This is a genomic window from Kitasatospora purpeofusca (assembly GCF_042691725.1).
Taxonomy (GTDB): Bacteria; Actinomycetota; Actinomycetes; order Streptomycetales; family Streptomycetaceae; genus Kitasatospora; species Kitasatospora purpeofusca_B.
On the sequence record NZ_CP170483.1, the window covers coordinates 209,681 to 233,252 of the forward strand.

Here is a 23,572-nt window from a genome sequence, read left to right on the forward strand (position 1 = left end):
GGGCGCGGCGGCCGAGACAGGGGCGTGGCGGCCGGGTCGGGGCGCGGCGGCCCGGGCTTGCCCCACGGGTCGCACCCGTGGCAAATCCGCTTGCTCGGGGGCCGGGGCGGCCGGGAGGCTTGGGCGGTGATTCATGTCCTGGCCCCCGGCCGGCTCGCGGTGCGCGCCGCCGTGCCCCGGCAGGAGTGCCCCGGCCCCGCCCCCGGCCGACCGGCGGCCCCGTCGCGGGACGGCGCGGCCGGGGACATCCACCCCTACGACGACGGCAACGCCCGCGCCGCCTTCCTCTCCCGGCACATCGGCGGCCAAACCGGAGGCAGCCCGCCGTAACGCCGCCGCGCACCCCGCCCGTGGCTAGGGACGCCACCGGGCCCGGCCGTCGCCGGCGCAGCATGACCATCGCCCCGCTACCCACCCGACCCCACGGGAGACGACCCATGCCTGAACACCCTCCCTCACACCGCGTCACCCTCCGCCTGCCCACCGAGCTTGCCGAATGGCTCAACTGCTTCGCCGAGATCTCCCATCGGTCCGTCGACGACGTGGTCCGGCGACTCGTCGAGGCCGAGCGGGCCCGCGTCGAGGCGAACTGGGAACGGCGGGGACCGGAGGGCACCTGAGCCGCGCCGCCGGTCGGACTTCCCGGGTTCGAGGCGGGGCCCGGCGCGAACGCCTCCGGCGTGGGCGTCGGCACGCTTCCAGCGCCGTCCGGCACGCCCTTCCTCGGCACACGAACACCGCGCAGGATGGGGCCGGGCGTCCGAGGAGGCGCACGGCGACCGGCCGGGCCGCGCGGCAACACCATTCCGGGTCGGCCCCCGGCGGTTCAACAGAAGGAGGACCGGTGCGCCTACGCCGCAAAGCGGGTCGCCTCATGACCACCCGTCAGCGCTTCGGACGGGCGGTGAGGAGCGCCGCCGTGGCAGCGGTCCTGGCCTCCGTGGCGGCCGGCCCGGTCACAGCGGTACACGCCCAGGCGTCGCCGGGGCGGCCGGCGGCCGAACCGTGCGTCACGGCCGGGCCCGGCCGGCAGGCGGCACCGGCCCGGTGGGCGCCGACCGGGAACCCGCAGCCGTCCGTCGTGCCGGGACGGATGCGTTCCGACTGCGGGGCGATCCCGTCGGGCTTCACGAAGGAACAGGCCGACCGCGCCGAGGTGATGGAGGCCGCGCTGCTCGCCGAGCCGGCGGAAGCGAGGACGCGGGCGTCGGCCGCGGCCGGCTGCCGGGTCTACTGGCCGGCGCCGTACGAGGTCTGCGGTGCGATCCGGGAGAAGTACGACGAACTCGGCGGGCCCACCAGCTTCCTGCTGTACCCGGCGTCGGAGGAGCTGACCAACCCCGACGGGCAGGGAAGGCGTTCGGTGTTCCAGAACGGGCCCATCTACTGGTCGGCGGACAGCGGCGCGCACCCGGTGGCCAACCACTTCTTCGCCGCCTGGCAGCGCAACGGCTGGGAGGCCGGCCCGCTCGGGTATCCGACCTCGGACGAGATCGTCAACCCCGACAACGTCGGCCGCCGCCAGTACTTCCAGGGCGGCACGATCTACTGGCACCTGAACGAGGCGTACTACGTCACCGGCGCGATCCGCGACAAGTGGGGCGAGACCGGGTGGGAAGGCGGCCCGCTCGGGTACCCGGCCGGCGACGAGATCCGGCTGCCGGACGGCCGGGGCCGCATGAACAGGTTCGAACACGGCGTCGTCTACTGGTCCCCCGACACGGGGGCGCATCCGGTCACCGGCACCGTCCTGGACCAGTGGTCCGGCGCCGGCCACGAGGCGAGCGCGTACGGCTATCCGACAGCCGACCCGGTCACCCACCCCGGCGGCGTCCAGGAGCAGCAGTTCCAGCACGACCTCGTCTACAGCTCCGGTGTGACGGTACCCGTCGCCCCCGGGGTCTCCTTCTCGCTGGGCGTGCCGTCGGCCGGCCGGCTCCAGCCCGCGACGGTGACCGACGGCGTCGTCCTGCACGGCCCCGGCTTCGACGCCCGGTTCCGACGCGTGGCCGACGACGGCTCGTTCGAGGTGTCGCTGGTCCGTCTGGACGGCAGCGCCCCGACGTCGGTGGACGTCCTGCTCGGCGCGCCCGCCGACCACACGCTGCGCGCCACCGCGCAGCGGGTGGAGCTCGTCGACCCGGCGGGGGCGGTCGTCGCCGGGGTCGGACTGCCCCCGGGCTTCGACTCGACCGGAGCGGCGGTGCCCGTGCGGGCGAGCCTCGACGGCAACAGGCTGCGCCTGCAGCTCGGCGACGCCACCGCGTACCCGATCGCGTTCCCCGCCATCGCCGCGCGCGGGGACGCCCTGGACCAGTGGTGGTCGACCGGCGTCCAGCAGCGCAGCGTGTGCGAGAGCGAGCCCTACGACTGCTACCGGGTGCGCAACGCCCGCGGACCGGCGTTCAACCTGTCGAAGGCGGCGTTCCCCGAGGCGACGGAGACCGACGACAACCGGATCGACGCCGCGCGGCACTGCCTTTGGAACGGGCTGATGACCGAGGGCGCCAACCGGGGCTTCGCGGAACGGATGGCCGCGGCCCACGAACGCGACGGGCAGGCGAATCCGGACTGGACCCGCAACGCCCAGCTGATGGACGAGTACAACAACAGGACCGGCGTCCAGGTCGGGCTCCGGAACGAGGGGTCACCCGCCGCCATCGAGTCCACGTGCCTGCGCTACGGGCAGGAGGCGCGGATCGTCCCCGAACCGGAGTCCATCGACCTCACCAACCCGTACGGGACCGACCTCATCGCCTTGCGCCACCCCTGACCGCAGGGGCCCCGGTTCGGGACAGCCGACCGCGTTGCCCGACCGATCGGGCGTGGCGCGAACCGCGGGCGCGGGGTGCCGCGCGAGGCCGGGCAGGGCGCTACCGGGCGGCGTCGGCGGGTGTGTGCAGCCTCGCCCGGTAGGCGCGCTTCTTGACGAGGGCGCCGCAGGTCTTCATCGAGCACCAGCGGCGGGCGCCCGCGCGGGAGGTGTCGACGAAGGGGACGCCGCAGTCGGGGTTTCCACAGACGCGGACGCGGGTGCGGTGGTCGGAGGCGCAGAGCGCTATCAGGTCCCGGGCGACCATCGAGAGCACCGCCGCGACCCCGTCGCCGTGCCAGCGCACGGTGGCGGTGTCGGGGGCGAGTTCGGGCACCGGGGCGGGCTCGGCGGCCGCGCGGTTGACGAGCGCGATGTCCTCGAGGGAGAGCGGGTCGGCGTCGGCGAGGGAGCGGCCGGTCCGCTGGATCGCCTCGCGCAGGCGCCGGGCCCGGTCCAGGTCGGCCTCGGTGCAGGTCGGCGGCGTCACCGTGCAGCCGCTCTCCACCGCCCAGCGGCTCAAGTCCTCGGGCCGGGCCAGCCGTTCGAAGGGCGTGTCGGTGCCGCGGTCGGCCAGGGTGCCGGCGAAGGCGAAGCACAACCGCGCGTCCTCGAAGCGGAAGTCGGCCTTGCCGCGCTGGCGGCCCTCGCGGGGGCCTTCCTTGTCGTCCATGTCCACCACTTTAAGCGGTTGACACGGCTCCGGACAAGCGGCTAGTTTCCAAGTCCACCACCTGAACCGGTGGACTTTGAGCGAACACCCACAGCACGAGGAGGCCGCACCATGCGCGCCGCAGTCATCGAGGAACTCCGCAAGCCGCTCGTCGTCCGCGAGGTGCCCGACCCCGTCTGTCCGCCGGACGGCGCGATCGTGCGCGTCGGGGCGAACGGGATCTGCCGGACCGACTGGGCCCTGTGGGCCGGGGAGTTCTGGACCGGCGGGCCGCGGGTCGAGGCCCCGTTCGTCCTCGGCCACGAGTTCGCCGGCACCGTCGTCGAGGTCGGCCGCGAGGTGCGGGGGTGGAAGGAGGGCGACCGGGTCATCTTCCCGATGAACCCCGGCGAGGGCTCGTGCGAGATGTGCCGCAGCGGCAACCAGCACGTCTGCGACCACGTGGACTCGCTCGTGCCCGGGGTGTCCTACTGGGGCGCCTTCGCCGAGTACGTCGTGGTCCGCTTCGCCGACGTCAACCTGGTCGAGGTGCCGGAGGGCGTCGGCTTCGTGGACGTCGCAGCCCTGGCCTGCCGCTACATGACGGCCTTCCACGGGGTCGTCGACCAGGCGCGGGTCCGCGGCGGCGAATGGGTCGCGGTGTACGGGGCCGGGGGCGGCATGGGGCTGTCCACGGTGGAGATCGCCGCGGCGACGGGCGCCAACGTCATCGCGATCGACATCACGGAGGACAAGCTGGACGCCGCCCGCGCGCTCGGCGCCGTCCACACCGTCAACGCCTCGGTGGACGACCCCGCCGAGGCGGTCAGGACCCTCACCGGCGGCGGCGCGCACGTATCGGTCGACGCCGTGGGCATCGCCGCCGCCTGCCGCAACTCCGTGCTGTCCCTGCGCACCCGCGGCCGCCACCTCCAGCTCGGGCACACCACCGCCGCCGAGCAGGGGCACGTCGCGCTGCCGATCGACGTCATGATGGTCAAGGAGCTGGAGTTCCTGAGTGCCTTCGGCATGCAGGGCCAGCGCTTCGGCACCATGTTGAACATGATCGCCGCCGGCCGCCTCAGCCCCGGCCGCGTCGTCTCGCGCACCGTCGGCCTCGACGAGGCGAGCGCGGTCCTGGAATCCCTGGAGACGTACGGGCCCACCGGCGTCGTCGTCATCGACGAGTTCCGCCCCTGAGATCTCCCTTCCCGAGGCTCCCCTTCCCAAGGCCCCCCTTCCCGAAAGCAGGCACCACCATGACCGTTTCCCGTCAGCTGATGGACCAGGAGCTGAGCCTGGCCCTCGACGGCGTCCCCATGACCCCCAACGGCGCGTTCGACCTGACGGACCTCGCCGCGACGCGCGCGGCGTTCCGCGCCCAGGCCGAGGCGGCGGCCGACGGCCTGCCCGACGACCCGCCGGTCACCGTCGAGGTCCACCTCGCGCGCCGGACGGACGGCCCGGACGTGCCGGTCCGCCTGCTGCGGCCCACGGCCGCGCCGGGACCGCTGCCGGTGCTGCTCTGGTTCCACGGCGGCGGACAGGTGCTCGGCTTCGCCGCCCAGGACGACCCCTGGCTCAAGCGGCTGGGCGCGAGCCTCGGCTGCGCCGTCGCCGTGGTCGACTACCGGCTCGCCCCCGAGACGCCCGCCCCCGGCGCCGCCGAGGACGGCTTCACCGCCTACCAGTGGCTCGGCCGCGAGGCGGACGCCCTGGGCCTGGACGGCGCCCGCATCGGCATCGCGGGCCAGAGCGGCGGTGGCGGCATCGCGGCGGCCACCGCCCTCCTGGTCCGCGACCGCGGCGGCGCGGCGCCGCTGTTCCAGTCCCTGACGTATCCCATGCTCGACGACCGCAACCGGACCGCGTCGAGCCACGAGATCACCGACATCGGCATCTGGGACCGCTCGACCAACCTCCTCGCCTGGCAGGCGATCCTGGGCGACCGGGCCGGAACCGACGAGGTCTGCCCGTACGCGGCCCCCTCCCGCGCCACCGACCTCACCGCCCTGCCGCCCACCTTCATCGCCGTCGGCGACCTCGACTGCTTCCGCGACGAGGACCTCGACTACGCCACCCGCCTGCGCGCCCACGGCGTCCCGGTCGAGCTCCACCTCTACCCCGGCGCCTACCACGCCTTCGACCTCTTCGCCCCCGACTCCCGACTGGCCACCGGCTTCCACCAGACCTGGTTCAACTACCTCGCACGCCAGTTCCGCACCACCGCCACCACCACCGGCTGACCCCGGGCCGCCGCCCGGGTCCGGCGGCGGGCCGGGCCCGCGAGGCCCGGGCCGTCACGGCTTCCGGGTCCACTGGGTGCGGCGTTCGACCGACTCCAGCACCCGGACGGGCACCTGCCCGGCGAACCGGGCCAGGGCCTGGTCGAGCTCGCCGAGCGACAGCGGACGGTCGCGGATGATCTGGAACTCGTACCGCAGCTCGCCGCGGGTCACCCAGAAGACCCGGCGCTGCTGGTAGCCGGAGTTCCGGGGCTGCCCGTAGTCCTGCCGGTGGACCTCGACGGTGCCGACCTCGATCAGCCGGATCTCCGACCAGGGCGCGTGGAAGCGGGCGCCCGGCGCGTGGAAACCGGCCGCGTCCAGCCGGAAGTCGGGCACCAGCGTGCTCCGCAGGACGGCGGCCAGGCCCAGCAGGCCACCCACCACGCACAGCAGGCAGAACGCCCAGAAGAACAGCAGCACCACGAGGGGCGTGTCGTCCCAGGAGAGGACCATGTTGAACACCAGCAGCCCCAGCACGACGGCGAAGGCGCTGCCGAACGCGGCGGATCCCTTTCCGTCCCCGCGGATCTCGTACGGCTCGTGGTGCACCGGCACGGCCATCCCCCCGTTCCTCCCGTGCGGTCCATGATGCCCCGGGACCAAGCCGGGCACACCGGCGCGGAGCGGCACCCACGTCGCGGTGAACGTCGGACCGGACGGGACTACCCGGCAGGATGCGATCCCACCCCGACGGCCACCGGGGCGTCTCATGCCCTGCGTCGTCGCATCGCGCGGCGTTCCGTTTCCGTCGTCCCGCCCCAGACCCCTTCCACGGGCTCGGCGTTCAGCGCCCAGTCCAGGCACTGCCGGGCCACGGGGCAGCGGCCGCAGACGGCCTTCGCCTCGTCACTCTGTACGCGTGTCGGGAGGCTGGTGCTGCTCCCGACGGGAAAGAAGAGTTCGGGGTCCGTGCCTCGGCACCCGGCCGACTCGCGCCAGTTCATGAGGTTCCCTCCGCGCCACGCGGGGCCGGAGGGCGCGGGCGGCGCGAGGGGCTCCCCCGGTCCGCCCGCGTGGCCGCCGTCCACGGTCAGGATCTCCCGCACGGTGTCCTCCGTTCTCCCGGTCTCCTCCGCTATGACTGCGCGCGGGCGGTGGTTGTGACATCGCCCGCCGGGCCGGCCGCGTGGTCGCACCTCGACGCCGGGCACCACCCGTTCCTGTCCCGCCCCGCGGAGGTCCGCGACGTGCTGCTGGGCCTGTGACCGCGACACGATGGCCCGGATGCCGCGACTCCCTTGCTATATAAGCCCGTTGACGTATCTTTCGCCGCAGATCGCCGACGGGCGTTGACCATCGGCCCGCCCGGGGATTGGCTTGCCCGGAAAGCCCGCCACCGGGAGGGAGCCCGGCCGGGCGACCAGAGGGGAAGACCTGATGACACGTACCAGCCGGACGACCCGCACCCGGTGGCTCGCGGGCGGCGGTGTGCTGGCCGCGGCCGCGTTGATCGCCGCCACCGCCGCCCCCGCCCAGGCCGGACCGGTGCCGCGCGGCACCGTCCAGATCAGCACCGGGGTGAACGGCGCCGTGCCCGACGGCCAGTCGTCCAGCCAGGGCATCAGCGCCGACGGCCGCTACGCCCTGTTCACCTCCTGGGCCACGAACCTGGTGGAGCAGCCCGGGAAGAGCTGGCGCGACGCCTATGTGACGGACCTGCGCACCGGGCGCACCGAGCGGGTCAACCTCTCCGACTCGGGCGAGCCGCTGGCCGGCTTCACCGACTACACCGCGATCAACGCGAACGGCCGCTACGTCGCCTTCGACAGCGAAGCCGAGGACGTGGCGCCCGGCGCTCGGGTGAAGGGGCGCGACGAGGTGTACGTGCGCGACCGCCGGACGGGGCGCACCGAGCTGATCAGCGGCAGCGCCGCCGGGACCGACACCGACCAGTACCACTCCTCGTACGCGCCCTCGATCAGCGCGGACGGTCGGTACGTGGCCTTCGTGTCCTCCCGGACCGACCTGGACCCGACGGTCGTGGACACCGACCCCTCGCTGGCCAGGCCGTACACCTGGAAGTACAACGTCTACCTCACCGACCGGCGGACCCACACCACCCGGCTGGTCTCCCGTGACGTGAACGGCAAGCCGGGCGAGAGCCTCTCGGTGCACCCGACGATCAGCGCGGACGGCCGCACCATCGGCTTCTCCTCGCTCTCCGCGCTGCTGCCGGAGGAGCAGCCCCCCGCCGTCGCGTCCACCGACGTGGAGCTGACCCCGAGCGCCGCCGAGGCCGCGCGCCGCAGCGTCCCGAAGGGCCCGGCGGAGCCGCTCCTCTCGCACCCGACGTCCGCCGTCTACTACACCTACGAGGTGCCGACCGGGAAGCTGACGCCCGTGAGCGTGGGCCTCGACGGCGTGCTGGGCCACTCCAGCTTCGAGGCGACGATCAGCCCCGACGGGCGGCGCGCGATCTACACCCTGCCCGAGCCCGGCGGCTCGACCAACGGTCACCGCTACCACACGGTGCTCCACGTCCGGGACCTGCGGACGGGCAAGGTGACGAAGGTCAGCGGCGGCCTGCCGGGCACCAGTTCGGTCGGCTCCTCGGACCACGGCTCGATCACCGCCGACAACCGCTGGCTCTACTTCGAGTCCGCCGCCGACAACCTGGTGGCCGGCCCGCAGCACCCCGGCTGGGACGTCTACCGCCAGGACCTGCGCACCGGCCGCACCGAGCGGGTCTCCACCGCGCCGGACGGCTCGTTCGGCAACGGCTCGTCGAGGGCGCCCTTCGTGGACGCCGCGGGCCGCACGGTGGTGTTCGGATCGACCAGCGGCAACCTGGTGGCCGGCACCGACGCCCCGCCGACCGAGGACTCCCAGGCCTTCGTCGCGTTCGCCGGGCGCCACCGGGGCCACGGCGACGACCTGGGCGAGAACCAGGGCGAGAACCAGGACGGCTGACCGGGCCCGCCGCGCCGCCCCGGGGAGCACGAGGTCCGGGGCGGGCGGTGGCGCGGCGGCCGGTCCGGTGCGCGGTCTACCGCGCCCGGAGTTCCGCCTCGCGCGCCGCCAGCGCGAGCGCGAGCACCCGTTCCCGGTAGGGGTTGCCGACGTCCAGCGCCCGGGCCGTCGCGACCGCCTCCTCCAGCAGCGCCAGGCGGGCCCGCGGCAGTCCGCTCACCTCCGGAAAGCGGGTCGCCTCGACCAGCACCCGGGCCGGCTTCGATCCGTACACCTCGGGCGAGAGCGGCGTCAGCACCCGGTAGGCCCACAGCCCCCGCGGCCCCCGCAGCACCCGCCGGTCCGTACTGAGCAGCAGCATCCTCGCCCGCAGCACCGCATCCTGATTCACCGTGTCCCCCTTCGTCGTCGCCCCCTCCCCCGCGGCCGCGCAGGGCAGCACGACGTGCGCGCCGGCGCCCGGGAGCGGGCGCCGGCACGGAGCCGGGGAGCGTGGATGACGTCGAGTCTGCGGGCCGCCGAGGCTCCCGACAAGGGCGATCGGCTGTGCTCCCGGTCCTACCGGACAGGCCCCCTGACAGGCCATGATGGGGTCGACACGCTTCCGGACCCCGCGGGCGGGTGCCCGGGCGGAGGCGGTACGGGGCCGTGACTACGACGGGGCCGCGGTGTGCCAGGTGGCGATCCAGCAGGCGGTCGCCAGGGTGGCGGCGCCGGCCGCGGCCATCGCGGCGCCGGTGCCCGCCGCGGTCGCGAGCACACCGAAGCAGGCCGGGCCGACGCCCTGGAGGGTCATCGTGCCGGAGTGCAGCAGCCCGAACGCCTGCCCCTGGGCGGCGGCGGGCACGGCGTCCAGGAAGGCCCGCTGCAGCCCCAGGGAGTAGGCGAAGCCGGTCCCGGCGCAGAGCAGCAGGACCGCGCTCAACCCGGCGCCGGGACCGGCCGCGAAGGCCAGCAGCGGAACTCCCATCACCGCGGCGAGCGGGGCCACCAGGCGCTCCCGCACGGGCGGCCGCAGCAGACGGCCGACGACCAGGGCGCCCGTCAGCATGCCGGCCGGCACGCAGGCCATCAGCAGGGCGTAGGTGCCGGGGGCGAAGTGCCGCTGCCCCGCGTAGGCGACGATCAGCGCCTCGGCGCCGGCCGTGGCGGCGCCCGGGAGCCACTGCGCGAGCAGCAGCCGGCGCGGGAGCCGGGCGCTCATCAGGGCGGCGGTCCCGCGCAGTCCGGCCTTCGCCACGGAGCCGGACGGACCGCTGTCGGGGTCGATGCGCGGCAGGCCCAGGCGGACCGCCACCGCGGCCGTGAGGTGGAGCGCGGCGCCGACGGCGAGCGCCTGGCGGGTGCCGAGGGCCGCGACGGCGGCCCCGCCGAGGGCCAGGCCCGCCAGTTGGGCGACCGAGGAGGACATGCTGTTCAGTGACCGCCCCAGCACATAGGCGTCGCCGGTCAGCCAGCGGGCCACCAGCCGCCCCGAGGCGCCGTGGAACACCGGCGTCACCAGCGCGACGAGCGCCACCAGCGCCAGATCCGCCGCGACGGACAGCGGCAGCGTCGCCAGGGCCAGTGCCGCCGCGGCCTCCAGCAGGTAGCCTCCGGCGATCAGGGCCCGCGGTGGCAGCCGGTCGGCGAGCGGGCCGAGCAGCACGGAGCCGAACAGCTGGGGCAGGAAGCCCGCCCCGAAGGACACCGCGCTCAGCAGGGGTGAGCCGGTGGTGGCGAAGACCAGGACCGAGAACGCCGAGATGCGCAGCGAATCGGCGGTGATCGCCACGGACCGGGCGAGGAAGAGCACCCTGAACCGGGGTTCGGCGAGGACCTCACGGTAGGTGGTGCGGTGTGTGGGCACGTGCGTGGTCATGCGCGGCAGCCTCCCGGGGATCGTCCCGGCCGGGCGAATGATTCGTCCCCCGGCGTAAGGTCGCGGGTCCGTGGGGTCGGAGGTCGTCGTCGTAGGGTCTGGGCATGATCCGCTTCGAAGTCGCCGCCGAGGCCCTGCTGCGCAGCCGCTTCGCCCTCTCCCCCGCCTTCGAACTGGCCTGCCTGTTGCGGTCCCTGGACGGCCGGGGCCGCGGGCGGCTGCCCGCCGCGTGGGCGGCACGGCTGCGGCCCGCCTTCGAGCGGCTGCGCCGCGAGAGCGACCTGGACGCGGCGCTCGCCCTGCACACGCCCCGCGGCGGCGCCGACTTCATCACCGTTCCGCCCAGGCGCCTGGCCCAGACCTGGGAGGAGGACCTGGCCGCCGTCCGCGCGACGCCGCCGGGGCAGGCCCGCGCCGAGATCGCCCGCGTGCTGGCCGTGCAGCCGGTCCGGGATCCCGGGGTCCGGCGGATCCTGGCCGCACCGGACGCCGTCGAGCGGATCGCCGTCGCGCTGGACCGGGCCTGGCACGAACTCCTGGCCGCCGACTGGCCGTTGCTGCGCGCGGTCTGCGAGCGGGACGTGGTGCACCGGGTGGGCCTGATCGGCGAACAGGGGTGGGAGGCCGTGATCGCCGGCCTGCACGACGGGGTGTCGTGGCGGGACGGGGGGATCGAGGTCCGCGTCGCCAGTGGCGCTACCGTGGCGCTGGCCGGGGAGGGACTGCTGCTGATCCCCTCGGTCTTCATCGTCCCGACCGTCGCCGCGCACACGGCGCCGCCCTGGCCGAAGACCCTGATCTACCCCGCCCGCGGCACCGCCGCCCTCCTGGAGACACCGCCCGCCGGCCCGCCCCAGGCCCTCGGCGCGCTGATCGGGCGCTCGCGGGCCCGGGTCCTCGCCGCGCTGGACACCCCCGCCAGCACCAGCCAGCTCGCGCGTCAGCTCCGGCTGGCGACCGGCGCGGTCGGTGACCACCTCGCGGTCCTGCTCGACGCCGGCCTGCTCAGCCGCGCCCGCTCGGGGCGCTCCGTGCTCTACCAGCGCACGGCGCTGGGGGACGCCCTGGCCTCAGGTGCGGACGCCACCCTCGCCGGGGCCGGCTGACGCGCCGGCCGCGATCGCGGCCGGGACCGGCGGAGCCCGAGCCGCCCCGTCAGCCGGCGGACAGGTCCAGCTTGAAGGGCGAGCCGTTGGAGCTCGGCGTCCAGCCCCTCGAACGCGCCGCCCGGATACCGGCGGCGACCTCCCCCGGCAGGACGACCTGGTCCGGCACCAGGTCCGGGTCGAGGAAGGCCCGCCGTCCGGTCTCCACGACGAGCGTCGTCCCCGGGCGGGCCGCCGCCTCGGCCACGTAGCCCAAGGTGCCGCCTTCGTAGTCACAGCACAGGTGCCGCCTGCTCACACGCCAGCGGTACTCCACACCGTCGACGACGATGCGGCGGGAACCCTTCTTGGCCAGTGCCACCGTGTTGCCCCTCAGCCTTCGGTTGTCCGTGTCTCCGCGGACAGTCTCCTGGCGGAACCCACGCGTGTCACCGGGTTTGCTCCGGCCCGGCCCGTTGCGGTGCCGGTCGCACGGCCCGGTCGAGCACAGCACCGTGTTCGGGGGCGGCCCGCGCCCGAGTCCGGCCGGTACGACACCGTGGACGTCGACGAGGCCGCCCGCGGCTTCCTCGGCAGACCGATCGCTGAATGATCGTTTTCAGTCAGATATGCCGAACGGTCAATCTTGATCTGTTCGGAGCTGATCACCATCGCTAGGGTGCGGCGCGTCCCCGCAGTTACGCCCGCCCCCGCCGCCCCCGCGGCCGGGCAGACAACCGATCGGAACGGTGTCGCCGTGACCAGGATCCTCCGTCAGCTGATGACCCGCGCGGGAAGGGCGGCCGCGACGGTCGCCGTGCTCGCGGCCGCCCTCACCGGGACCACCGCGGCCGGGACCGCCTCCGCGGCCGGCGGGTGGAGCTGCTCCGGGGCGCCCGTCCCGGCCGGCTACGTCATCACCATGTACAACGCCAGTGGCTGCAACAACCACGGCTCGTGGTACCAGCAGCCCGCCCAGAACCGCCTCTGGACCTGCTCCGGCTCGCCGATCGTCTCCGGCTACGTGCTGACGAACTACGACTCGCGCGGCTGCAGCGGCGTCGGCGCCTGGTACCACGAGCTGGTCCGCAACGGCGTCTGGACCTGTCCCTACTCGCCGATCCCCGCCGGCTACCGCAGCACCACCTACGACGCCCGCGGCTGCAGCGGCCTCGGCGCCTGGCTCACCGTCAAGGCCTGAGTCCGTGCCCGCCGTCCCGTGCCCGGCCGCTCACCCGGTCGGGGCCGGGACGGTCCGGCGCCCGGCGATTGGTAGCGTGGCCGTCGTGACCGAGCTGGAAGAGCTGGAAGAACTGATACTGACCCCCGACGAGCGGGCCCGGGGGGTCCGGATCGACCGTGCGATGTTCACCCTGGACTGGGCCGGTGAGGACGAACCGGGCCGGCTCGCGGCGTTCGTGGCCGGCCGGGTGCGGGCCTTCGGGGCGGAACCGACGGGCGTCGACACCGACGCCGTGCGCCGGGAGGCCGAGGCCGACCCGGCGCTGCGCCGCGGTGATCTCCCGGTCCGCCAGCTCGACCACCTCGCCGGTGTGCTGGCGGATCTCGGCTGCACGCTCATGGTGTGGGACAGCGGCACCGACGCCTACGAGGTGCTGGTCGCGCCGACCGGTGACCGTGAGCCGACCGGCCTGACGCACCAGGGTCTCCCGGTGCGGCCCTGGGGCACGGAACCCGACGGGACGCTGGTCAGCCTGAACTGCCCGAGCTGCTCGCAGATGCTGGTCTGGGAACTGCCACCGACCGAGACCCTGGCCGACGAGCACTGCGATTGCGGAGCCCCGCTGTTCGACGCCGCCGGCCTCCCCCGGCCCGGGGTCACCCTCCACGACTGAGCCGCCCGCGCGGGACGTACCGTGGCGGCATGATCATTGACGAGGCGGGACGCGAGGCGGTGCGAGCCGGCCTCGCCGGTGTGCGGAACTTCCGGGACGCCGGCGGGGTCGGCTCGCTGCGCGAGGGCCTGCTCTACCGCTCCGGTGCGCTGTGCGACCTGGCGGCCGGCGGCGCGCGGTCGCTGGAGCGGCTGGGTGTGCGCACGGTCGTGGACCTCCGGAGCGTCCCCGAGGTCGCGGCCGGGCCGGACGTGCTGCACGGTCTCGGCCTCGACCACGTGCACGTTCCGGTGTTCGCCGAGCAGCGGTGGCCGGACGACCAGGCGGAGCTCTATCCGGCCATGGCCGAGCACGCCGGGCGATCCGTGGTCGCGGTCGTCCGCGGGCTCGTCGCGGCCGGCGGTTCTCCCGTCCTGGTGCACTGCGCCTCGGGGAAGGACCGGACCGGCGTGGTGGTCGCCGTCGTCCAGACGCTGCTGGGGGCGTCCGAAGCCGAGGTCACCGGGGACTTCCTGCGGTCGAACGCCGAGTTGGGCCTGACCGGTCCGGTGCCCTCGTCCACGGCGGGGCACGGCGCCCGACCGGTCGCCGCCGGCCATCTGCGGCGGGCGCTGGTCCGGATCCGCAGCCACCACGGCTCGATCCCGGCCTATCTCACCGCACACGGTGCCAGGAGCTCGGAACTGGAGGCGCTGACCCGGTTGGCCCCGGCGGCGGCGCGGTCCTAGGCGAGCCCGGCCGGGCCGTCCTCGGCGGGGAGGCGGATGGCGAGGACCGCCATGTCGTCGTGGCCGTCGCTGGGGTGCCGGTCGGCGAGGACGTGGACGAGGTCGTCGAGCGGCAGGGTGGCGTGGGCGGCGGCGAGGGCGGCCAGGGCGTCCAGGCCCTCGTCGATGGGGCGCGCGGGGTCTTCGACGAGGCCGTCGGTGAACAGGACGACGGTGGCGCCGGCGGGCAGCGGGCGGGTGTGGTCGGGGCGGTGGAGGTCGGGGTCGACGCCCAGCGGGATGCCGGGTTCGGCGTCCAGGTACCGGGCGCGCCCGTCGGGGGTGACGAGGAGGGGCGGCAGGTGGCCGGCGGTGCTCCAGTGGAGGCTCCAGCCGTCGGCGGAGGGTTCGATCCGGGCCAGGCACGCGGTGGTCACGGGCAGGTCGGTGATGGCGCCCACGGTGCGGTCGAGCTGGGTCAGCACCGAGCTGGGCGGGGTCCTGCGGTCGAAGAGCAGCGCGCGGAGCATGTTGCGGGCCTGGGCCATCGCCGCGGCCGCCTGCAGGTCGTGGCCGACCACGTCGCCGATGACGGCCACGCAGGCCCGGTCGGGCAGGACGGCGGCGTCGTACCAGTCACCGCCGACGCCGGCCGGCTCGGCGGCGGTGCGGTAGACCGCCGCCCCGGAGAACGGGGCCAGGTCCGGCAGCGTGGGCAGCAGCAGCCGCTGGAACTGCTCCGCGCTGTCCCGCATGTAGCCGAACAGGCGGGCGTTCTCGATGGCGATGCCGGCCGCACCGGCGAGGGCCCGGACGATCTCCTCGTCGTCCTCGTCGAACGGCCGGCCGTCCGCGCGCTCGGAGAGGTACAGGTCGCCGTAGATCTCGCCGCGGACGGTGATCGCGACGCCCAGCAGCGTCCGCATCGGCGGATGGCCCGGTGGGAAGCCCACCGAGGCCGGGTGGGAGGGGATGTCGTCCACCCGCAGCGGCTCCGGGTGGCGGATCAGGTGGCCGAGCACCCCGCGCCCGTGCGGGAAGTCGATCCCGGCGAGGGCCGCGCGCTCCTCCCCCGTCAGACCGGCGGTGACGAACTGCTCCAGGCGGTCGCCCGTGGGACCGAGCACCCCGAGCGCGCCGTAACGGGCCCCGGCCAGATCCATCGCCGTCGTGACGATCCGGTGCAGCACCACCGGCAGCTCCAGGTCACCGCCGATGGCCAGCACCGCCGACAGCAGCCCCTGCAACCGGTCCCTCGCCCGGGCCAGCGCACGCAACTGCAGGGCGACGCCCTCCAGCCGCCCGTCCGGGTCCACCGGGTCCACCGGATCCACCGGATCCACCGGAGCGTCCGGCGGACCCCCCGCACCCGGTGGCCCGGCCGGCTCCGCGCCGGAAGTCACGACACCGCCTCGTTCATCTCCCCCACGCTACGCAGGACACCGCCGTCCGGCCGGCACCCCGCGCCCGCGCTAACGGATGGTGTCGCCGGGCTCCCGCACCACCGTCCAGCCGTCGCCGTCCAGCGCGTGCACGGGCGGCCGGGGCCGCACCCACACATGGGCGAACGGCAGGTCGTAGCCGCCGCACCCGCCGATCACCACCACGTCCCCCGGCCCCGCCGCCGCCGGCCCCGCGATGTCGTCCGCGAAGACGTCGCCCTCGTAGCAGTTGGCGCCCAGCAGCCGGTACCGCCCCCGGTGGTCGCCCGGCGCGGCGGGGAACTCGATCGGATGCGCCCGGCTCTTCACCGTACGGGCCAGGTTGGTCCCCCCGTCCAGCACCAGCAGCTCCCGCCCGTCGCGGGACTTGCGGACCGCCACCCGGCAGACCAGCGCGCCGTGCGCCTCCACCAGGGAGCGCCCCGGCTCGATCACCAGGTCCACCGCGTCCGGCTCCAGCCCCGCCTGTCGGCACCCGGTCGCGACCGCGCCGGCGTACATCTCCCACCCGCGCCCGGGCACCCCCTGCGGCGGGAACCCACCGCCGACATCCACCGTCAACCGGCCCTCGGCCGCCCCCGCCAGTTCCCGCAGCACCCCCGCCCAGGACACCAGCGCCTCGCGGTAGGCCTCCGGCCCGGACAGCGTCGAGACGCCGACGTGCACCCCCCACACCGCCCGGCCGGCCCGGCGCAGCAGTTCCCGCGCCCGCACCACCTCGGCCGGCAGCAGCCCGAAGCGGGACCGCTCGCCGTTTCCGCCCCGGGTCGCGAGCCGCAACCCCACCGGCGGCGGCCCGTCGGGCAGCGCGAGCAGGTCGCCCAGCTCGGTCAGCGAGTCGACCTGGACCGGTACGCCGAGCCCCGCCGCCCGGGCCAGCTCGGCCGGGCTCTTCACCGGTCCGTCGTAGACGATCCGCCCCGGCGCGAAGCCGTCCTCCAGGGCCAGGGACAACTCCGCCCCCGACACCACCTCCGCCGCCCCGCCCAGCGCCGCCAGCCGCCGGGTCGCGGCCGCCAGCGGATTGCTCTTGTACGAGTACGCCACCGTCAGCCGGGCGAACTCCCGCCGCCAGACCCGCTCCATCTCCCGGTAGCCCGCCTCGAACGCCTCCAGGTCGAACAGGTAGAACGGCGTCGCGCCGCGCCCCGCCACCTCCAGCGCCCCAGCCCGCAAACGATCGCTCAGCACGGTGTGCACCACCTCCCGGAACGGTTCGGACGGCCGGGCAGCACGATAGGCGAAACCCCACGGGTTGTCAGTGGCACCTCAACGCCTCGGCGGGGGCGGGGGTCCATCGGTGCCCCGCCGGCCGCTCACGCTGCTCGTGCTCACATGATCACGAACCGAACATCGGGCAACTCTGCCGAAGCCCTGCGGCGCGCGATCTCCAGGGCCGCTTCGGATCGTCGAGGCGCCCTCGCACGCCTGTCCTTGGAAGAGGCATCCGTAGAGGATTCGGCAATACCTCCGGCGCCGATCGGCGCGCACCACCGCCCGGCCTCCGCCGAGGACGCTCCCGGAACCGACGTGTTCCCTGCACCTGCGTCTGCCAACGAAGTCTCAACGGAAGCGAAGCTCCGATGGGCGGTGTTGTCCTCCGAATAGGCGGTGCTGTTTTCGGCGGCTCAGGCCCCGGAAAGCCTGGCGCGGTTGGCGTCGACAGCTCCGAACAACGCGTGCATCAGCGCTCCGAACTGGATCGATGACTGTGACGCTTCGGGCACGGTGACAGTCCGGCCCCGCCGCGACACGCGGCTGAACGTGCTCGACTTCGGAGCGGCAGGGGATGGAAAGGCAGACGACACGGACGCGCTCCAAGATGCCCTGGACTGCGCAATGCGGCTCGGAACGATGACGGACAACCCGTTGTCCGACGGCAAAGTCGTCTACCTTCCTCCGGGCGACTAGCTGATCGAGAAGCCTCTTGTCGTCTCGAACGGCTGCCTTCTGGAGGGAGCCGGACTCGCCTTCAGAGGAACGTCGCGCATCATCGCCGATGTTGCCGGCAGCGCCGCGGATTTCAACCTCTCCACCAGGACCAATCCCCGCAATCCCCCTCCGCACGTCCCTCCGATCCCTCCGGGTGTCGAAGGCGGTATCGGCCGAGTCGGAAAATGAGACCGTTTATTGCGCAATGCCCTGACGGGTGCTTTCACCGGACCGCCCGAGCGGGGCGGTCGCGCGCAGCGTTCCTACCGGCGCCCCGGGGGGCAGCTGGGCGGGCCTGACCGGCCGACGTTCTCGCGCTGCGTGCCGGAGCCGTGGAGGGACTCGACGGAGAACTCGACGGAGAACGAGTCGGTCGCGGCATCGGGCACGGCGTACGCGGTCGGGCTGGTGGCCTCCCTGCCGGGAGCGAGGGGCTGCGACGCCTCGTTCGGCGGCGGGTGCGGAGGGGAGGGATGCACCCGTCCACGTCGTCGCGCCCTGCCGGGAACCGTCGAGCAGCGACCGGCCGATCGGACGCGTCCGGCCCCGGGGCGCCGTCCGCGGCAGCGCCGAGGGAGATTCCACCTTTTCTGTCAAAGCGTCAAACAACATGCTCTTCATGCGATATGACTTGCAGTGCCACGGATCGACCGTGTGCGGAGCAAGTATGAATACGATGAAGGGGATGTCGTGGGGAAACTGTCCACCAGGGCTTCGACAGTGGCATTGGCGGCGTTGGTCGCGGCCTCCGTGCTGCCCGGTCAGGCCGGGGCCGCCGCCCCGCCCTCGGTCTGGGTCGCCAGCGGCGCCGACCATGTCTTCTCGTCCTCGCCGGCCCCCCAGCGGCCGACCGGGCCGGTGACCCTGTTCGCCGCGCGGAACGAGGTCCAGGCCGCCCAGATCGCCGTCCGCTCCGGGGGGAGCCTGACCGGTCTGTCGGTGCAGGCGAGCGACCTGACCGGACCGGGCGGAGCGGTGATCCCGGCCTCCAGGATCAGCGTCAACCGGGAGTACAACCACCCGAACATCGCGAAGAACAACAGCCCGCACCGCCAGGACCCGCCGAACGGCGGCAGCGACTACTACGACGCGCTCGTCGGCAACGACGCCTACAACCTGGCGGCCAACACCACCCAGCCGTACCACTACAGCGTGGCGGTGCCTCCCGGGCAGGCGCCCGGCACCTACACCGGCAAAGCCACCGTGAAGAGTTCGGCGGGCCCGGTGGACGTCCCGGTCTCGGTGACGGTGTACGCGGCCGAACTGCCCCCGACGAACCGCTCCACCTTCCGGCTGAACAACTGGTTCACCTCGGTCGGCTGGGACTACACGCAGACGGCCAGTTCGATACCCACCCAGTACGGAGTGGAGGCGTACTCCAAGGACTGGTGGACCCTGATGGGGAACATCGCCAAGAACCACGCCAAGCACCGCAACAACACCGTCTTCGCGGACTTCCAGGCGCTCGCCATCCCCGGCACCACGCTGGTGAACGGCACCTACACCTTCGACTGGACGACCTTCGACCGCTTCGTCCAGCTCTTCCAGGACGCCGGAGCGCTCCAGTACATCTACACGCCCCACCTCCTGGAGGACAACGGCGCGAGCGTCGAGGTACTCGTCCCGGACGGCAGCGGCGGGGTGCGGATGGCCCGCGTGGCACCCGGCTCGGACCAGGCCGAGAAGTACCTCGCCGCCGCCCTGCCCGCGCTCAAGGCCCATCTCGACACCAAGTGCCTGGACGCGGGAGCGGTCTGCGCACCGGGCCGCCGGTGGAGCGACGTCTTCTACCTCTCCGCGTCCGACGAGACCACCCCCGCCGACACCGCCTGGGTGGCCAACTCCAACTGGCTCTACCAGCGCTTCCACCAGTACTTCCCGCAGGGCATGACCAACGAGGCCCACCTGTGGACCGTGCCCGACGTCGACAACACGCTCTCCACCCTCACCCCGCACGTCGACGACGACTACGACGCCAACGCCGCCTACTACCAGGACAAGCGTCTGGCCGGCAAGGACCTCTGGCTCTACTTCAGCGGCAGCCCCGCGGACGGCCACCCCAACCGCCTCATCAGCTACCCGCTCTCCGACTCCCGGCTGACGCCGTGGATGGTGTCGGCGATCGGCGGCAACGGCTTCCTCCACTGGGGCTGGAACATCTGGTCGCAGTGGGACGCCGCCGCCGGCGCGTACAAGGGCGTCGACACCTTCAACGGCTCGACCAGCGGTGACCCGTTCCTGGTGCGCCCGAACCCGAAGCCCGGCGCGCCCGACGTCTTCGACAGCATGCGCAGCGAGGCCCTGCTCGCCGGCGTCCAGGACTACGAGCTGCTCAAGCAGCTCGCCGCCACCAAGCCGGTCCTGGCCCACGCCCTGACCTCGTCGCTGATCACCAGCTCCACCGAGTTCACCACCTCGGGCACCGAGATCGACCACAGGCACAAGCAGATCCTCGACGCCCTCACCTCCCCGGGGCCCGACGCCTCCTACCCGTTCACCGACGACTTCTCCTCCGGCGCCGACACCCAGTGGCGCCACACCCACGGCTCCTGGTCCGTCACCGGCGACCAGGCCTACGCGCAGACCAGCACCGGTGACGAGTGGAACAACGTCGCCGCGGTGGCCGGCCGCGCCTACGGGGACGTCGCCGCCTCCGTCGACGTCCGGATCACCGGTACCAGCGCCAACGGCGGCAACACGAACTGGGCCGGCCTGACCGTCCACAGCCAGAACCCGGTCGACCGCCAGACCGGCTACCTGGTGGCGCTGCGCAACAACGGCGAGGTCTTCGTCAACCGCGGCAACACCACGCTGCGCACCGCCGACGTGCCCGGCTTCGCCCCCGGTCAGACGGTCACCCTGCGGGTCGTCACCCGCGGCTCGACGCTCGACGTGTACGCGGGGGCGACGAAGCTGATGTCCGTCGACGACCCGGGCTACCCGGTCGGCAACATCGGCCTCGTCACCGGCGGCGCCGCCGCCCGCTTCGACAACGTGCGGCTCAACCCCGGCACCGACCCCGCCGAGGCCGCCGTCGTCTCCGCCACCAGCAGCTACGAGTCCGACGGCTGGAGCAGCGCCGCCCTCACCGACGGCCGCCGGTCGCTGCCGACCGGCACCCTCGGCTGGAGCAGCATCGCCAACCTGTCCACCGACCACAACGAGTCCGTCACCCTCGACCTCGGCTCGAACCGCCGGATCAGCCGGCTGGACCTCTTCGCCCGCGCCGACGGCGCCAACACCGGCCTGGGCTTCCCGGTCGACTACACCGTCCAGGTCTCGACCGACAAGAGCACCTGGACCACCGTCGCCGACCGGCACGACCAGCCGCGGCCCGACGCCTCGGCGCAGGCCGTCGCGTTCGCGCCCACCGACGTGCGCTACGTCAAGGTCACCGGGACCAGGCTGCGGACCGACCCGCGCGGCAACTACCACATGCAGCTCGCCGAGATCGAGGCCGCCGGCGACAACCTGGCCGCCAACCGGCCGGTGACCACGTCGAGTTCGATCGAGGGCTCCGGCTGGGGCCGCGCCGCGGCCACGGACGGCGTGCTGAACTCCGCCGCGGGCTACTCGATGGGCTGGAGCAGCCTCAAGTCGCCGACGGCGGCGGCCAACGAGTCGATCGTCGTGGACCTCCAGGGCGCGAGCCGGATCGAGCAGGTCCGGCTGACCCCGCGCACCGACGGCGCCAACACCGGCCTCGGGTTCCCGGTCGACTTCACCGTCCAGGTGTCGGCCGACGGCACCACCTGGACGCCCGTCGCGGACCGCCACGACCAGCCCCGCCCGGGTGGCACCCTGACCTTCCCGTTCGCACCGGCCACGGCCCGGTACGTGAAGGTCACCGGCACCCGGCTGAGCGCCGACCAGTTCGGCGACCACTACCTGCAGCTCGGCGAGATCGCCGTCTCCTGACGCGATCGGCACGCGGTGCGGTAGGCCGCCGGACGCCCGGCCACCCCCTTCGGGTGGCCGGGCGTCCGGCACGGGCCTCGGGCGGTCGTCCGGGTCAGGGCCGGGGGGCGGCCTGGTCCTGGACCCGGCCCTGGAGCGCCTTGGAGAGCTCCGCGACGCAGGCCGCGAGCTGTCCGGTCGTCAACTTCCCCGGATCGTCCCCGCATCCGCCCGCCGGCGGGGCCGCGGGCGGGGAGGGCGAGGCCGGGTTCGGCGGCGAGGACGGGGCCGAGGACGGCGGCGAGGACGGGGACGGCGCCGGGGCCTGGGGAGGCTGGCCGCCCGGCGCAGTGATGCTGCCGTTCAGCGAGACCAGGTTGGGCGTCACCCGGGCATCGCCGGACAGGTCGATGTAGTCCTGGGTCTGCCCGTTGAAGTCCACGAAGCCGCGCCACCTGTCCCGGCCGAACGGGATGATCTCCTGCAGCGCACCGTCCTTCCCGGCGCTGATGGTGATCGACGTCTGCTGCGCCATGTACGACACCATCCGGCTGGCCAGCACGTCCAGGTTCACCGACGGGTCGTCGTCGCCGCGCACGTACACGTGCAGGTCGTTGAGGCCGCCGCCGGCGCGGTCGGCCTGCACGACGGCGAAGGCCACCACCAGTTGCGAGGAGCTGTCCCTCGGCACCAGCGGCGTCACGTAGTAGAGGTGGCCGTCCGCCTTCGAGCGCAGCAGGAACTCCCCCGGGTTGGTGGCGTTGGCCGCCGCCGAGGTGTGCGCGTAGCCGAAGCCGCGGTCGTCCTTCGCGCCGCGCCCGCCGAGCCACTGCACCTCGTGGATCTGCGAGCGGACCACCGAGGCCGGGTAGACCGCCCCCGGGAGTTCGCCCGGGGCCACGGTCGCCCGGTAGGAGACGTCCGGACGGCCGTCCGACGAGCCGCGCAGCACCAGCACACCGGCCGGCTCCAGCACCGTGCGCTGGCGGAAGCCGGTCTGGCGCGCCACCGAGATGACCACCACCGGCCGGGCGGTGCGCGGGTCGGTGCCGTCGCAGTAGCCCCAGATGTCCTGGTCGCTGTAGACCAGGCCCGGGAAGCGCTCGGCGAGCAGGTTGCGCAGGCTGACGGCCCCCGTCCCGCCGAAGGCCCGGCGGAAGGCGTGGTCGCCGCGGAAGGCGCAGGTGACCACGGAGTTCGAGCGGCCGTCCCAGACGGCGACGCCCTCCATCGGCTGCTCGCCGGAGCCGTCCAGGACGGCCGTCCACACCCCGCCGCCCGCCGAGTCGTCGGGCAGGTAGTGCAGGCTGTGCCCCAGCAGGTGGATCCCGGAGGTCAGGCCGGCGCTGTCGGTGAGCGCCTTGGTCGCGGCGGCGTAGGAGGCGGTGCGCGCCTCGAAGTCGAAGTCCGGCATCGGCGCGGTCTTCACACAGGCCGGCACGTCCGCGGTGCCGACCAGGTCGCAGCGGCCGCCGTCGCCGGGGCGGGTGTGCTCGGTCACCGGCAGCACCGAACGCGGTGTGCCCGCGCCGCCGGCCGGGATGTCGAGCACGGTCGCCGCCGCGTAGAAGCGGCCGGCGTCCTTGTCGGCGTCCCACAGTCCGGTGCCGGCGCGCGCCAGCGAGCCGACCACCGCGAGCACGACCACCGCCGCGGTCAGGCGCACCCGCCACCCGCCGAGGTCCGCCCCGGCCTCCTCCGCGATGTGGACGACCCCCCACACCGTGCCGCACAGCCCCACCGCGACCCAGAACCAGAACAGCGGCGCCGCGTCCAGTGGACCGCCGTTCGGGAAGAACTCCCGCTCGATCAGCAGCAGATAGCTCTGGTCCTGCTGGCCGAAGCCGCCGAACGCGAGGTGCTTGACCAGCCGGACGACGAGCGCGAGCAGCGGCATCCACAGCCACCACACGGCCAGCCCCACCGCCCCGCTCCGCACCGCATGCCTGACACGACTCGTCACACGCCCCCCACTCCGCGCCCCGCCGCCGCTCGCTCCCCCGCATCCGGGCCTTTGTCCCGTCCTTCCCGGCCCGCCCGTCCGGCAAGCCCGGCGGGGGCGGCCGATCGGCGGGCGGGCGGCTCCGTTCGCGGGTCCCGGACCTCACTCGTGGGAGGGGACGGCGCGCG

The 23,572-nt window shown here is 74.0% G+C and carries 21 protein-coding genes; 12 read left to right on the forward strand and 9 right to left on the reverse strand.

Annotated features, from left to right (window positions below; translation table 11 throughout):
* Positions 1-126: 126 nt before the first annotated feature.
* The 3 genes from ACFCLZ_RS00960 to ACFCLZ_RS00970 all read left to right on the forward strand — a co-directional run bounded on the left by ACFCLZ_RS00960 (position 127) and on the right by ACFCLZ_RS00970 (position 2,773).
* Positions 127-330, forward strand: coding sequence for a hypothetical protein (locus ACFCLZ_RS00960; protein ID WP_380282634.1), 204 nt, complete (start codon positions 127-129; stop codon positions 328-330).
* A 107-nt stretch (positions 331-437) separates the two neighbouring features.
* A complete protein-coding gene (locus tag ACFCLZ_RS00965; RefSeq protein ID WP_380282635.1) occupies positions 438-620 on the forward strand; it encodes a hypothetical protein in 183 nt (60 codons plus the stop codon).
* 473 nt (positions 621-1,093) lie between these two features.
* Complete coding sequence (locus ACFCLZ_RS00970) at positions 1,094-2,773, forward strand: LGFP repeat-containing protein (protein WP_380282636.1); 1,680 nt, start codon at positions 1,094-1,096, stop codon at positions 2,771-2,773.
* Positions 2,774-2,873: 100 nt separating this feature from the next.
* Here the strand turns inward: ACFCLZ_RS00970 and ACFCLZ_RS00975 are convergent, their stop codons facing one another.
* A complete protein-coding gene (locus ACFCLZ_RS00975) occupies positions 2,874-3,485 on the reverse strand; it encodes a CGNR zinc finger domain-containing protein (RefSeq protein WP_380282637.1) in 612 nt (203 codons plus the stop codon).
* A 111-nt stretch (positions 3,486-3,596) separates the two neighbouring features.
* Here ACFCLZ_RS00975 and ACFCLZ_RS00980 point away from each other — a divergent pair, with 111 nt between their 5' ends.
* The gene (locus tag ACFCLZ_RS00980; protein ID WP_380282638.1) at positions 3,597-4,664 is read left to right on the forward strand and encodes an alcohol dehydrogenase catalytic domain-containing protein; all 1,068 of its coding nucleotides are present in this window, start codon (positions 3,597-3,599) and stop codon (positions 4,662-4,664) included.
* 59 nt (positions 4,665-4,723) lie between these two features.
* Positions 4,724-5,710, forward strand: a complete 987-nt coding sequence (locus ACFCLZ_RS00985; protein ID WP_380282639.1) for an alpha/beta hydrolase — start codon at positions 4,724-4,726, stop codon at positions 5,708-5,710.
* Positions 5,711-5,764: 54 nt separating this feature from the next.
* Here the strand turns inward: ACFCLZ_RS00985 and ACFCLZ_RS00990 are convergent, their stop codons facing one another.
* The gene (locus ACFCLZ_RS00990) at positions 5,765-6,313 is read right to left on the reverse strand and encodes a hypothetical protein (RefSeq protein ID WP_380282640.1); all 549 of its coding nucleotides are present in this window, start codon (positions 6,311-6,313) and stop codon (positions 5,765-5,767) included.
* A 146-nt stretch (positions 6,314-6,459) separates the two neighbouring features.
* Positions 6,460-6,696, reverse strand: a complete 237-nt coding sequence (locus tag ACFCLZ_RS00995; protein ID WP_380286402.1) for a WhiB family transcriptional regulator — start codon at positions 6,694-6,696, stop codon at positions 6,460-6,462.
* A gap of 433 nt (positions 6,697-7,129) precedes the next feature.
* Between ACFCLZ_RS00995 and ACFCLZ_RS01000 the strand changes: the two genes are divergently transcribed.
* A complete protein-coding gene (locus tag ACFCLZ_RS01000) occupies positions 7,130-8,662 on the forward strand; it encodes a TolB family protein (protein WP_380282641.1) in 1,533 nt (510 codons plus the stop codon).
* Positions 8,663-8,738: 76 nt separating this feature from the next.
* On the opposite strand, the gene ACFCLZ_RS01005 is transcribed toward ACFCLZ_RS01000, so the two are convergent.
* Together ACFCLZ_RS01005 and ACFCLZ_RS01010 are read right to left on the reverse strand one after the other, a co-directional pair.
* A complete protein-coding gene (locus ACFCLZ_RS01005) occupies positions 8,739-9,053 on the reverse strand; it encodes a hypothetical protein (RefSeq protein ID WP_380282642.1) in 315 nt (104 codons plus the stop codon).
* 261 nt (positions 9,054-9,314) lie between these two features.
* Complete coding sequence (locus ACFCLZ_RS01010) at positions 9,315-10,523, reverse strand: MFS transporter (RefSeq protein ID WP_380282643.1); 1,209 nt, start codon at positions 10,521-10,523, stop codon at positions 9,315-9,317.
* Between the two features lie 104 nt (positions 10,524-10,627).
* Here ACFCLZ_RS01010 and ACFCLZ_RS01015 point away from each other — a divergent pair, with 104 nt between their 5' ends.
* Complete coding sequence (locus ACFCLZ_RS01015; protein ID WP_380282644.1) at positions 10,628-11,629, forward strand: helix-turn-helix domain-containing protein; 1,002 nt, start codon at positions 10,628-10,630, stop codon at positions 11,627-11,629.
* A gap of 49 nt (positions 11,630-11,678) precedes the next feature.
* Here the strand turns inward: ACFCLZ_RS01015 and ACFCLZ_RS01020 are convergent, their stop codons facing one another.
* A complete protein-coding gene (locus ACFCLZ_RS01020) occupies positions 11,679-11,990 on the reverse strand; it encodes a hypothetical protein (RefSeq protein WP_380282645.1) in 312 nt (103 codons plus the stop codon).
* Between the two features lie 375 nt (positions 11,991-12,365).
* Between ACFCLZ_RS01020 and ACFCLZ_RS01025 the strand changes: the two genes are divergently transcribed.
* The 3 genes from ACFCLZ_RS01025 to ACFCLZ_RS01035 all read left to right on the forward strand — a co-directional run bounded on the left by ACFCLZ_RS01025 (position 12,366) and on the right by ACFCLZ_RS01035 (position 14,192).
* The gene (locus ACFCLZ_RS01025) at positions 12,366-12,809 is read left to right on the forward strand and encodes a hypothetical protein (protein WP_380282646.1); all 444 of its coding nucleotides are present in this window, start codon (positions 12,366-12,368) and stop codon (positions 12,807-12,809) included.
* A gap of 85 nt (positions 12,810-12,894) precedes the next feature.
* Complete coding sequence (locus tag ACFCLZ_RS01030; protein ID WP_380282647.1) at positions 12,895-13,464, forward strand: hypothetical protein; 570 nt, start codon at positions 12,895-12,897, stop codon at positions 13,462-13,464.
* A 29-nt stretch (positions 13,465-13,493) separates the two neighbouring features.
* A complete protein-coding gene (locus tag ACFCLZ_RS01035) occupies positions 13,494-14,192 on the forward strand; it encodes a tyrosine-protein phosphatase (RefSeq protein WP_380282648.1) in 699 nt (232 codons plus the stop codon).
* Here the strand turns inward: ACFCLZ_RS01035 and ACFCLZ_RS01040 are convergent.
* Positions 14,189-15,505, reverse strand: coding sequence for a PP2C family protein-serine/threonine phosphatase (locus ACFCLZ_RS01040; RefSeq protein WP_380282649.1), 1,317 nt, complete (start codon positions 15,503-15,505; stop codon positions 14,189-14,191). The two genes, ACFCLZ_RS01035 and ACFCLZ_RS01040, sit on opposite strands and share 4 nt — an antisense overlap.
* Before the next feature lie 138 nt (positions 15,506-15,643).
* Positions 15,644-16,804, reverse strand: a complete 1,161-nt coding sequence (locus ACFCLZ_RS01045; protein ID WP_380282650.1) for a hypothetical protein — start codon at positions 16,802-16,804, stop codon at positions 15,644-15,646.
* A 573-nt stretch (positions 16,805-17,377) separates the two neighbouring features.
* Here ACFCLZ_RS01045 and ACFCLZ_RS01050 point away from each other — a divergent pair.
* Together ACFCLZ_RS01050 and ACFCLZ_RS01055 are read left to right on the forward strand one after the other, a co-directional pair.
* Positions 17,378-17,524, forward strand: a complete 147-nt coding sequence (locus ACFCLZ_RS01050) for a glycosyl hydrolase family 28-related protein (RefSeq protein WP_380286403.1) — start codon at positions 17,378-17,380, stop codon at positions 17,522-17,524.
* 711 nt (positions 17,525-18,235) lie between these two features.
* Entirely contained in the window at positions 18,236-21,463 is a 3,228-nt protein-coding gene (locus ACFCLZ_RS01055) for a discoidin domain-containing protein (RefSeq protein WP_380282651.1), read from the forward strand.
* A gap of 94 nt (positions 21,464-21,557) precedes the next feature.
* Here ACFCLZ_RS01055 and ACFCLZ_RS01060 read toward each other — a convergent pair whose 3' ends face one another.
* The gene (locus tag ACFCLZ_RS01060; RefSeq protein WP_380282652.1) at positions 21,558-23,366 is read right to left on the reverse strand and encodes a hypothetical protein; all 1,809 of its coding nucleotides are present in this window, start codon (positions 23,364-23,366) and stop codon (positions 21,558-21,560) included.
* Positions 23,367-23,572: the final 206 nt, after the last annotated feature.